Origin of the sequence: Tetragenococcus solitarius NBRC 100494, assembly GCF_001544195.1 — a bacterium.
In the GTDB taxonomy this organism is placed as follows: domain Bacteria; phylum Bacillota; class Bacilli; order Lactobacillales; family Enterococcaceae; genus Tetragenococcus; species Tetragenococcus solitarius.
The window spans coordinates 16,431-27,917 of record NZ_BCPY01000034.1; the positions used below are offsets into that span (position 1 = coordinate 16,431).

General features: G+C 35.7%; 10 protein-coding genes. 4 read left to right on the plus strand and 6 right to left on the minus strand.

The annotated features are described in order from the left end of the window. Positions 1-2: 2 nt before the first annotated feature. Positions 3-653 carry a ribulose-phosphate 3-epimerase gene (gene rpe, locus TS1_RS09455; protein WP_083498288.1) on the minus strand — a complete coding sequence of 217 codons (651 nt, stop codon included), beginning with the start codon at positions 651-653 and terminating at the stop codon, positions 3-5. Between the two features lie 188 nt (positions 654-841). On the opposite strand from rpe, the gene TS1_RS09460 reads away from it, so the two are divergent. Then, a complete protein-coding gene (locus TS1_RS09460) occupies positions 842-1,846 on the plus strand; it encodes a LacI family DNA-binding transcriptional regulator (protein ID WP_068710144.1) in 1,005 nt (334 codons plus the stop codon). 37 nt (positions 1,847-1,883) lie between these two features. Here TS1_RS09460 and TS1_RS09465 read toward each other — a convergent pair whose 3' ends face one another. From TS1_RS09465 to TS1_RS09480, 4 genes are read right to left on the minus strand one after another with little or no spacing between them, the layout of a single operon-like run. Further along, on the minus strand, positions 1,884-2,597 hold the full coding sequence (locus tag TS1_RS09465) for a transaldolase (protein WP_068710145.1): 714 nt from the start codon (positions 2,595-2,597) through the stop codon (positions 1,884-1,886). Beyond that, entirely contained in the window at positions 2,594-3,967 is a 1,374-nt protein-coding gene (locus tag TS1_RS09470) for a PTS ascorbate transporter subunit IIC (protein WP_068710147.1), read from the minus strand. Before TS1_RS09470 ends, TS1_RS09465 begins: the two co-directional genes overlap by 4 nt. Before the next feature lie 47 nt (positions 3,968-4,014). After that, positions 4,015-4,296 (minus strand): PTS sugar transporter subunit IIB, encoded by a 282-nt coding sequence (locus TS1_RS09475; protein WP_068710149.1) that lies wholly within the window; start codon positions 4,294-4,296, stop codon positions 4,015-4,017. Continuing rightward, the gene (locus TS1_RS09480; RefSeq protein ID WP_068710151.1) at positions 4,293-4,760 is read right to left on the minus strand and encodes a PTS sugar transporter subunit IIA; all 468 of its coding nucleotides are present in this window, start codon (positions 4,758-4,760) and stop codon (positions 4,293-4,295) included. The genes TS1_RS09475 and TS1_RS09480 overlap by 4 nt, the downstream gene beginning before the upstream one ends. Positions 4,761-5,065: 305 nt before the next feature. Between TS1_RS09480 and TS1_RS09485 the strand changes: the two genes are divergently transcribed. Then, entirely contained in the window at positions 5,066-6,985 is a 1,920-nt protein-coding gene (locus TS1_RS09485; protein WP_068710152.1) for a BglG family transcription antiterminator, read from the plus strand. Between the two features lie 90 nt (positions 6,986-7,075). On the opposite strand, the gene TS1_RS09490 is transcribed toward TS1_RS09485, so the two are convergent. Then, positions 7,076-7,789: a GntR family transcriptional regulator gene (locus TS1_RS09490; RefSeq protein ID WP_068710158.1), complete on the minus strand. Its 714-nt coding sequence runs from the start codon at positions 7,787-7,789 to the stop codon at positions 7,076-7,078. Between the two features lie 137 nt (positions 7,790-7,926). On the opposite strand from TS1_RS09490, the gene TS1_RS09495 reads away from it, so the two are divergent. Next, positions 7,927-9,858: a beta-glucoside-specific PTS transporter subunit IIABC gene (locus TS1_RS09495; protein WP_068710161.1), complete on the plus strand. Its 1,932-nt coding sequence runs from the start codon at positions 7,927-7,929 to the stop codon at positions 9,856-9,858. A gap of 24 nt (positions 9,859-9,882) precedes the next feature. Continuing rightward, positions 9,883-11,322, plus strand: coding sequence for a 6-phospho-beta-glucosidase (locus TS1_RS09500; protein WP_068710162.1), 1,440 nt, complete (start codon positions 9,883-9,885; stop codon positions 11,320-11,322). The last annotated feature ends 165 nt before the right edge of the window (positions 11,323-11,487 follow it).

Consider the following 11,487-nt stretch of genomic DNA (forward strand, 5'->3'; position numbering starts at 1 on the left):
CCTTAGTGATTTCTCAATTTTTCGATAATTGTTGCGTATGCTTCTTCTTTTCCAAAGATCGTCGAAGTTCCTAAAATAAACCCAGCTACACCCTTTCTACTTAAAAGTTGGACTTTATCTGGTGAAATCGCTCCATCTACCATGACATGAAAATGAAATTTCTTACCTAAATCAACTAACTTTTCAATTTTTGGTTGAACATATTCAAGGTAGCTCTGACCAGAAAAACCAGGGTTGACTGTCATTACCATCACATAATCTGCTAACGGTAAAAGCTCTTCAACCATTGAAATAGACGTTGCTGGATTTAACGCTAACCCAACTTTTTTTCCATAATTTTTGATGGTATCCAACGTGCGGGCAATTTGTTGATCTGCCTCAGGATGTACATAAATAATATCTGCGCCTAAATTGGCAAACAATTCGATATAACGGCTCGGATTTTGAATCATTAAATGAACATCAACGAGCTTTTCTGTGGTTTTACGGACAAACTCAAAATCTTGTAACCCCATGCCAAAATTAGGAACAAAACTACCATCCATAAAATCCATGTGAAAAATATCCACACCTGCTTGTTCAAGTATTCTTGTCTCTTTTTCTAGATGGCCGAAATCTGCACACATCATTGAGGGACAAAGTAATTTTTCCAAAACAACTCCTCCTTTGCGGTATCGATTACCCAAACGACATATCTAATGAGTAATCGATTACTTATTTTATAATAATTAATCTAGCATGCTTCTTTACCTTTGTCAACGTTTTCTTTTAACTATTGCTATATCACATATTCTGTGGGAAAATCAATATATTAATATGTACAGATAAAAGGAAGAAGCTAATGAAAAAAGTCTCGGTTAAAGATATAGCAAAGCTCAGTGGTGTTTCTGTAGCAACTGTTTCACGAGTCATCAATAATAATGGACGTTTTTCAGAAGAAACCAGAAAAAAAGTCTTGCAAGTGATCGAAGAAACTGGCTATGAAATGAACTACAGTGCAAAGACGTTACGTACAAATAAGTCCTACACAATTGGAATTTTGGTTCCTGATATCAGTAATTACTTTTTTTCCGATGTCGTTCAAAAAATTGAATATATCCTCTTCGAAAGGGGCTACTCTACCATCATTTGTAACACTGGTCGTAATGAAAAAAAAGAATTGGATTATCTAAAAGTGTTGCAAGGCAAAGGCGTTGATGGCCTTATTGTGATATCAGGTGCAGAAGAATTTTCTTTTGATTATACAGAGGCGAAAAAAGAGATTCCTTATATTTGTATTGATCGAGAACCCAAGGATAAAAGTCAAACCACCTTTATTTCTTCAAACCACTACCAAGGGGCTTTTGAAGCAACTGAACACTTAATAAAAGTCGGCTGCCGCCATCCTATTTTTGCAGTCCTCAATCGTAAATCCACATCTGCTAAAGAACGTTTGTCCGGATTTAAAGAAGCGTTAAAAAAGAATCATTTTACATTTGATAACAGCAGCATCTTATATTTAGACAATCCCCCTGCTGAAATGAAGCGGCAAACACAAGCTTTTTTTAACAACTATCCTACAACAGATGGCATACTTGCGACAAACGATGCAATTGCACTGGAACTTTTAAATATTTTACACAACATGCAATACAAAATACCCGAACAAATCAAGGTGATTGGTTTTGATGATAGCCCTATTACTAATTATTCGACTCCGCCGCTTTCTTCCGTTCAACAAGACACAGCTAAAATTGCTGAAACAGCGGCTAACCATTTGTTATATTTAATGAAGCATCCAAATGAAACAGGACAAACTCTCATTGTACCTGTAACCTTAAAATTACGTCAATCAAGTGCATTATAAAAAAGGGGTAATCTCAATAAAGATTGCCCCTTTTTCGTTATTCATCTAAGATCGTAAATCCTAATGCTTTTGTATCATTATGGAAACCTTGCACTGTTTCTAGTGATAATTCTTCTAAATCCTTTTTATACATCGTAAGTTTAGCCAAAATTGCTGGAGTAACTGTGATAATATCGACGCCTAACTCTTGCGCTTGTACAATGTTATACACTTCTCTGGAACTTGCCCACAGCAACTTAGTCCCTTGTTTTTCTCGACAAATCTCTAATGCTTGTTTCATTAAAGGTACTGGGTCAACACCTGTGTCTGCTACTCTTCCTGCGAAAACAGAAACAATATTTTCTGTTCCTTCGGCTAGAGCATCTACGGTCTTTTCTACTTGATCGGTTGTCATAATCGCTGTAATATTTAGTTTTAATTGTTTAGCCGATAAACTTCTAATAAGTGGAATTGACGATTGGCCTAATGAGTTAGTGATTGGAATTTTTACATACACATTTTCCCCTAAACTCGCAAGTCTTTCTGCTTCTTTTTCCATTGTTTCAAAGTCATCTGCAAAAACTTCAAAACTAATGGGAAAATTTTCCACTTCCTGTAAAACCCTTTTTGCAAAAGAAAGATAATTGGTAATCCCAGCTTGCTTCATTAAACTAGGATTTGTTGTAAAACCAGTAACTGTTCCTTGTTCTTTCATGTGGATCATATCTTCAACTACAGCACCATCCGAGTAAATATCAATCGAAAATGTCATTCTTCTTCCTCCAACTCAATATTATTTAACGCCGTCTTAGACGGTTTGATTATACTAGGTAAGAATAAGACGACTAAAACAACGATCATAATCACATAGATACCAAACGTTCCAAATTGTCCGCCTACCTTTCCCAGTAAGATGCCGATCCAACCAAAATCTAAATCGCCAAAGGTAGCATTGGAAAAACCTAAATCCCCTAACACAGGTAATAAAAGCGCTGGAAGAAAGGCTAATAATAATCCATTAACAAATGAGCCCACAATGGCTCCTCTTCTCCCTCCTGTCGAGTTTCCATAAACTCCAGAGGTTGCTCCACAGAAGAAATGAGGTACTAAACCTGGGATAATCAAAACACCGCCAATTGCGCCTAAAACTAACATGCCAATAATTCCACCGACAAAACTCGAGATAAAACCGATAATGACAGCTGTCTGTGCGTAAGGGAAAAATACCGCACAGTCCACGGCCGGTACTGCATTAGGAATTATTTTATCAGCAATTCCTTGAAATGCCGGCAACAAGTCAGCTAAAATCATTCGTACACCAGCGTAAACAATATTTACTCCGACAGCAAATTTCAAACCACTAAGAATGGCAAAAAGATAAGGAGACTGACCATCAGACAATGTAGCAACAAATTCTGGGCCGGCTGCAATGGCAGAACCGAGATAAAAAATAACCATAGTTAACGCTGTAGAAATTGTAGTATTTCGTAAAAAGCCAAACTTTTCTGGAACCTTAATGTCTTCTGTAGAAGGAGAGCCTTTTCCCACCCACTTACCGATCAAAGCCGAAAGATAATAACCAACCGAACCAAAATGTCCCATAGCTACCTCATCTCCATCAGTGACTTGCAAAGTAAACCTTTGACCAATGGCTGGTGAAATAGCACTCCATGCACCAAGAAAAAAACCGCCTACAAGGATGAGCGATACACTTTCAAATCCCATTACACCTAACACTGCGGATAATAAACATGCCATAAAAAATGAATGATGTCCGGTTAAAAATACATATTTATATCGAGTAAATCGAGCAATAATGAGGTTAAATACTAAGCCAACAATCAAGATTGTCATCGTTTCTACACCTAAAACCTCTTGGGCAACTGACGTGACAGCTTCGTTATTCGGAACAACCCCAGTAATGTGGAAACCTTCTTCAATCATTAAAGAAAGCGGATCTAAATTTCCACTAATTACATCCGCTCCGGCCGATAACATTAAATAACCCAAAATAGGACCTAATGTGCCAGTTAATATTTTATGCCCAGGTGAACGCATCGCAACTAAACCAACAAAGGAAACAAGCCCCATCAATATTGCCGGTTCGCTAAACATGTCTTTTACAAATTCTAAAAAACCCATTTCTTCAACTCCTCACGTTATTAGTCGTCTTTTACAATAGTAAGAATTTATTCTTTACTTAACTCTTTTAATACGGGCAAAATATCTTCTGTAATTTTCTTTTTGTCCGCATAACTACGTACAGTGGTGATTCTCTTGTCTTGCGGTAATTGTTTTGCAAATTCGTCTACAGTGACAAAAAGATCTGGGCTCTCTCCCGAAGCGGCGTTGAGATCACATGACTTCGCATCTACCTCAATCCCATTTTTCTTTGCCACTTGATTGATTTTCATCGCCAGCAAATTGCTACTTCCAATGCCATTTCCACATACTGTTAAAATTCGTATCATTCTTCTTCCTCCTCTTGAATAAATGTATTGATTAACGCAATAAACTCTTTTTTATTTTTGAGCCGCACAAGCGCCTCTACTTTTTCTTCTTCATCAATAATTGCTGAAACTTTCTGTAAAAGCTGCAAGTGGTGAAAATTATCTTTTGTAGCTAAACATAAAATCAGTTGGACCGCCTCTCCCTGATTAAAGTACACAGGTTCATCTAATTTTAAGATACTTATCCCATTTTCTAATGCTCCTGTTTCTGGTCGAGCGTGCGGCATAGCCACATTAGGAACTAAAATAATATAATCTCCCATATTTAAGACATTTTGAATCATAGCCTGAACATAAGATTTTCTTATGGTTTTTTCTTCTAGTAACGGCTGTGCTGCCAGACGAATGGCTTCTTTCCAATCTGTTACAGCCGGTATAAATTGAAGATAGCGCTCTGAAAAATACTCTTCAGTATTTTCGTCCATTTACATACCTCCTTGTCTGCTTTTACTATATACAAAAGTAGATGCGATTTATACTCCTTTAATTGCCAGTAAAAAATGGCAGAACGCGAACATTTTTGTTCACATTTTGCCATTTCAAAACTGCAAATAAAAATTGAATTTTAAAATGTCAGCTTTCTACCTTAGAAAACGCTGTCAATATGTGTTTGAGACAAGCCAAATTTAAAATAAAATAACATTTTCAAAAAAATTGAATCATCCATGCTTGGTTTAATATGCTCGTTCCTCTATACTTAACTTTAAGAAAATACAGATAGGAGGAAAAAATGTTAGCCTATAAACGATTAGAACAACTTTTTCTTCATTTTAATACTGAAAACATATGTACAATGCACGATCTGACTAAACTTTTTTCGGTTTCGGAGCGTACAATAAGAAGTGATATTAAAGAATTAAATAACGAGTTGTTCAAATATAACACGAAAATTGTAACATTACGTGGCGTTGGATATCAATTACAGGATAAAGAAAAAGCTTTGCCTATACTTCATGAACTCACAAATAAGCCATTATCAACCGTGGTTTTTTCATTAGAAAGTACCGAAGATCGAGTCAAACAGTTATTATACCTTTTGCTCACTACAGAAGATTATTTATCAATAGACGAACTCTGCGACACCCTTTTTGTTGGTAGAACAACACTTCTTGGTTACCTAAAACAATTAAAAATATTGCTTCATTCATATGAACTTACGATTACTTCTAAAACAAATATTGGCTACAAGCTAACTGGACAAGAAATTAATTTCCGCCAATGTTTTGCTGAGCAATTGATTGAACGAAATTTTAATAGTTACATTTCACAATTTTCCATACTCGAACAAAGAATCTTTAAAGAAATTGACTTAAAGGAAATTTTTCAAAAAACAATTGAACTCCTTCCACCTCATGAGTACAAAATAACCGATTATAATCGGAAAAATTTTGTTATCCATATTGCAATTGCGGTTTTAAGGGTTAAAAAAAATAATAACATCGAAAAATTAAGGCAAATGACTTTGTTCGACTCGGTTATCCAACAACCAGTAGTCCATTTAATTCATTGGGTGGAAACAAACTATCATTTGACTTTTACTGATAATGATAAAAACTGGATCTTTGCTCATTTCTTTACCGAATTGCAACACCAGACTTCTAATCAATACCAAAAAGAAATTGAACAATTGGTCCAACAACTGCTAGAAGAGATTAAACAAACCTTTGGAGAAAATTTGCAAACAGATGAAATCCTAAAAAATGATTTAATTTTACACTTTTCTACTTATTTACCATTAAAAGACATTTTAACCATTAAAAAAAATCCGTTATTGCCTACAATCAAAAGAAACTATTCCTATGCCTTTGAATTAACCGTTATGGCAGTTTCAAAAAATGAATTTCTACAAAGTTATCACTTTACAGAAGATGATATTGGTTATATCGCTTTGCATATAGCAGCAGCAATTGAACGTAGTAATGAAAAGAAGTCGAGGAAAAAGAAAGCTTTGATTATTTGTGGACAAGGTCTTTCAAGTAGTCGTTTGTTAGAAGCGATTATACATAAAAATTTCCCTGAACAAGTGGAAATCATCGACACCATTTCCTTTGCAACATTTCAATTACAAGAAAACATAACCGCTGATTTTATTATTTCAACGATTCCGCTTCCTAAGGCAAATATTCCAGTTGTTCGGATCGATTTTATGGAAATAAAAAAAGGGTTACAAGAAATCCAGCGACTTTTAGAACAAGATAAAAGGCTTTCAGAGCTATCGTCATTATTTGATTCTGCACTCTTTCATATCAATACAATAAAAATGGAAAAGGAAAAATTGATTTCCGAGTTAGTCTCTCTGATAAAAGAACACTATACTATCTCAAATACTTTTATTGAAAAAGTAATCGCCAGAGAACAAATTATCCCAACAAACGTAACCTCCTTGATCGCTATTCCCCATGCGATTGACAACCATGTTGATGAAACAAAAATTTCAGTTTGTATTTCGAAAGTACCTATAATGTGGGATAAAGAAAACAGTGTAAAAATTATTTTCTTAATAATAGGTAAAGATAACGATAAAGACCGATTGCAGACATTTTTTGATTATTTATCGAAATTAGTAGAAAGTGATCGTCTACAAAAGAAAATAAGTCAGGTTGAACGATTTTCAGATCTCATTAATTGTCTTTCAAATATAAACGAATAAATAAGCGCCAATTTTAAAATAACTAAAAAATGAAGCAATCCTCTTTTTTGAGCCATTGCTTCATTTTTTAGTTATTCTATAGACATCGACCTAGAGATTCATAGTTCCTGTTCCCTGAATAAAGAATTGAGTTTCTTCATAGTGATAAAGAACTTTCGAATAATCATAAGCCCGGCCATTTTCCAAGTGAAAAATAGATTCTAAAAAGATTGTCGGATCTCCTGCCTTTAAGTTTAGTAACTTTGCATCTGCTTCATTCAATTTACTTACCCGTAAAAATTGGTCTGTAAAACCCGGCTTAATTTTTAAATCATTTACCAGATAATTAAAAATCGAATCCTCAACAATATCCTGATTTAGGTAAGGAACGACATCTTTTAAATAATAAGATTCTTCCACAGAAAATTTTCTGCCTTCAATTGAGCGTAAACGTCTTACATAATAAACCTCCTCATCTTCATCAATATTTAAATTGGCCATTACTTCCGTAGTTGGTTTTATTACTTTTAAGTCTAGCATTTTAGTATCTAAATTAAATCCCTGTAGATTATTACGCAATCCGCTAGTTTCCATAATATTGATATAACCGTGTCTACGATGTTTTCGCACAAAATTCCCACTGCCTCTTACCTGATAAATATATCCTTGTCTTTCTAATACCGTTAAAACTTGAATAATGGTATTTTTACCTACATTAAAGTATTTCATAAGTTCTTCAATACTAGCTAATTTATCTCCTTGTTTCATATCATCCGAATTAATTTTTTGAATCAGTTTTTGCGCAATGACTTTATATTTTGGCATACAGACGTTCCTTTCTGTTGCATTGTTTCGTTATTATATCATATTTTTTAATTTTTAACTATATTATACGGGTATTGACAAATTATACCCATACAGTTATTCTTTATACTGTTCATTAAAAAGAAAGGATGTGCAACATGGCAAATAATAAAGAAACCGCTACATTTATTATTGAACATATTGGCGGTGAAGAAAATATCATTTCTCTAGTCCACTGCGCTACTCGTCTTCGGTTTCAATTAAAAGACACAAGCAAGGTTGACGAAGAAGCGCTCAAAAACAATCCTGGAATTTTAACTGCCGTTGAAAGCGGCGGTCAGTACCAAGTCGTGATTGGTAATCATGTAGCTAAAGTCTACCAAGAAATTATGAATCAATACCAGATTCAATCAGGAGATAGTACGTCCAATGGCTCTGCAAGCAACGCTGATGAAATAAAAAAATCTGTACGTTCTAAAAACCCGCTTGCTAAAGTATTTGAATATATTTCAGGTACATTCTCACCACTTATCCCTTCATTAGCGGGTGCAGGGATGGTCAAAGCGCTCTTAGCGGTATTAACCATGTTTAATTGGCTAAGCGAAGAAAGCGCTACTTATGCTGTATTAGATGCTGCTTCAAATGGTCTTTTCTACTTTTTCCCTATTTTTGTCGGAATTTCAGCAGCTAAGTTCTTAAATGCCAATCCATATGTTGGAGGAATTATCGGAGCTGGTTTATTAGAACCTAGCTTTACATCCTTAATGGATAGCAGTCAAAACTTAGATTTTCTAGGTATTCCACTGATTATCTCTGATTATTCGACAACTGTTTTCCCATTATTAGTGGCCATTGCTTTTTTTGCACCATTGGAACGGTTTTTGAAAAAATATACGCCTGATACCATTCAGCTATTTTTTGTTCCGATGTTAAGTATCATCATTATGACACCATTAACTGCATTGATTTTTGGCCCATTCTCTCAATATTTGAGTCAATTAATTGCGGATGGACTGGTTGCTTTACTCAGCTTCTCTTCTGTATTAACAGGTATGCTGATGGCTTCTGTTTGGCCGTTTCTTGTTGTATTGGGTGTACATTGGGGACTCACACCTATTACCTTAGACAATTTAGCTCGTAATGGGGACCCACTCAATGCCATGCAAGCTGGCTCTACTTTTGCACAAATGGGGATTGCTTTTGGCGTGTTTTTACGCTACCGGAAAAATAAAAATATTCGTTCCTTGTCATTTGCCGCAACTCTATCAGGTATATTTGCAGGTGTAACAGAACCTATTTTATACGGTCTTATTTTACGTTATCGGCGTTTAATTCCAATCTTGATGGTCTCTGGTGCCATCGGTGGGGGCTTAGTCGGTTTCTTTGATGCAAGATTGCTCAGTTTTGCTTTTAATAGTGTTTTAACCATTCCTGCTTATAGTCCTATCCCACAATATGTTTTAAGTATTGCAATTGCTTTTGCGGTGGCAACTATATTAACCTTCATTTTTGGTTTAGGAAAAGATGCAGATGCTTCATTAGAAGCAGAAGCCGCCAATGAAATAGCGAACGAAAGTAGCGAAGAAATTGCTGCTGAAGCAGCAGCCGATGATAAAGAAGAGCTAGTTGAAGGAACTCAAATTCAGATTCATTCTCCGCTTGAAGGTGAATTGGTTCCTCTAAAGGAAGTAGAAGATGAAGTATTTTCTTCTGGCGCTATGGGTCAAGGAGGTGCTATTCTTCCAACAGAAGGAAAACTAGTAGCTCCTTTTGATTGTAAGATTACTTCCTTTTTCCCTACCAAACATGCGATCGGATTAACCGATAAAAATGGTATTGAACTATTGATTCATATTGGCATGGATACCGTACAATTAAACGGAGAACATTTCTCAAGTTCAGTCAAAGAAGGACAAGAGGTAAAAAAAGGAGATTCATTGGTCAACTTTGATATTGAAGCTATCCAACAAGCAGGCTATTCTGTTGTGACCCCTATCATTGTGACCAACACCAATGACTTTAAGCAAGTAGCTAGTGAAAAATCCCGTCATGTTGCACCAAGTGATTCAATCATAACGGTTGTTAAGTAATAAAATTCAATGAGGAGGCAAATAATGAGTAAATTACCAAAAAATTTTTTATGGGGCGGTGCAGTTGCCGCCCATCAAATTGAAGGAGGCTGGGATCAAGACGGCAAAGGACCCAGCGTTGCCGATGTTATGACCGTGGGTGGACCCAATAAACTCCGTGAAATTACAGATACAGTCGAAAAAGATAAATTTTATCCCAATCATGAAGCCATCGATTTTTATCATCATTACAAAGAAGATATCCGACTTTTTGCAGAAATGGGCTTAAAAGCTTTCCGGACTTCTATTAACTGGACACGTATTTTCCCGAACGGCGATGATACGGAGCCTAACGAAGCAGGCCTACAATTTTATGATGATTTATTTGACGAATGCTTAAAATATGGGATTGAACCCGTAATAACACTCACCCATTTTGAAATGCCGCTAAATCTTGCCAAAAATTATGGTGGCTTTCGTAACCGTAAAGTAGTTGATTTATTCGTTCGCTTTGCTGAAGTGGTGTTTAAACGCTATAAAGATAAAGTTAAATACTGGATGACTTTTAATGAGATCAACAATATGATGGATTATTCAAATCCTGTATTCCTATGGACGAATGTGGGAGTGCAAGTCAAAGCAGGAGAAAATCCTAAAGAGGTCATGTACACTGCAGCCCATCACACCTTAATAGCAAGCGCTCTAGCTGTAGCTAAAGGAAAAGAAATCAATCCGAATTTCCAGATTGGCGCCATGGTCTCTCACGTTCCGATTTATCCATTAAATGCTGACCCAAATAATATTATGCTAGCCGAAGAATCGATGCATTTGCGTTACTTTTTCCCAGATGTGCAAGTACGAGGAAAATATCCAAATTACGCCTTAAAAGAGTTTGAACGTGAGGGTTTAGATATTCCTATTTTAGACGGAGATGAAGAAATACTAGCAAATGGTAAAGTAGATTATCTAGGCTTTAGTTACTATATGTCCAATGTCGTTGATTTTAATGCCAAAGAAACGGATGAAATAAACGTCCAAGGTAAAATTCCTTATCAAGTAGACAATCCTTACATTTCTGTCAGCGATTGGGGCTGGGCCATCGACCCGGTCGGATTACGTTATACACTCAATCGTTTCTGGGACAGATACCAAATTCCACTATTCATTGTTGAAAATGGTTTTGGCGCTGTTGACACTGTCGAAACAGATGGAACAATCCATGATCCTGAACGTATCGATTATCTACGCCAACATATTCAAGAAATGATCAAAGCAGTTGTTCATGATGGCGTAAAATTGATGGGTTATACCCCGTGGGGGATTATCGATCTCGTTTCCTTTTCTACAGGAGAAATGAAAAAACGCTATGGTATGATTTACGTTGACCGAGATAACGAAGGAAATGGTACAATGAAACGTTTAAAAAAAGATTCGTTTGACTGGTATAAACACGTGATTGAAACCAATGGTGAAGAACTAGATTAATATTTGTTTATATTAAAAGAGGACGATAAAACGTTAGAAATGTTTTATCGTCCTCTTTTCTCCATCTTCTAATTCTGGAGACATTAATCTTTAAACTGTAATGTAGCTTTAAGTGTTGAACCGGCTCTTTATTTTTATCCATTAGACGCCTAAGTTTTACTTATG

Bases quoted from the DNA above. Each gene is read 5' to 3' on its own strand.
- TS1_RS09460 (WP_068710144.1), top strand. From the start codon at position 842: ATGAAAAAAGTCTCGGTTAAAGATATAGCAAAGCTCAGTGGTGTTTCT.
- TS1_RS09465 (WP_068710145.1), bottom strand. From the start codon at position 2,597: ATGACATTTTCGATTGATATTTACTCGGATGGTGCTGTAGTTGAAGAT.
- TS1_RS09470 (WP_068710147.1), bottom strand. From the start codon at position 3,967: ATGGGTTTTTTAGAATTTGTAAAAGACATGTTTAGCGAACCGGCAATA.
- TS1_RS09475 (WP_068710149.1), bottom strand. From the start codon at position 4,296: ATGATACGAATTTTAACAGTATGTGGAAATGGCATTGGAAGTAGCAAT.
- TS1_RS09480 (WP_068710151.1), bottom strand. From the start codon at position 4,760: ATGGACGAAAATACTGAAGAGTATTTTTCAGAGCGCTATCTTCAATTT.
- TS1_RS09485 (WP_068710152.1), top strand. From the start codon at position 5,066: ATGTTAGCCTATAAACGATTAGAACAACTTTTTCTTCATTTTAATACT.
- TS1_RS09490 (WP_068710158.1), bottom strand. From the start codon at position 7,789: ATGCCAAAATATAAAGTCATTGCGCAAAAACTGATTCAAAAAATTAAT.
- TS1_RS09495 (WP_068710161.1), top strand. From the start codon at position 7,927: ATGGCAAATAATAAAGAAACCGCTACATTTATTATTGAACATATTGGC.
- TS1_RS09500 (WP_068710162.1), top strand. From the start codon at position 9,883: ATGAGTAAATTACCAAAAAATTTTTTATGGGGCGGTGCAGTTGCCGCC.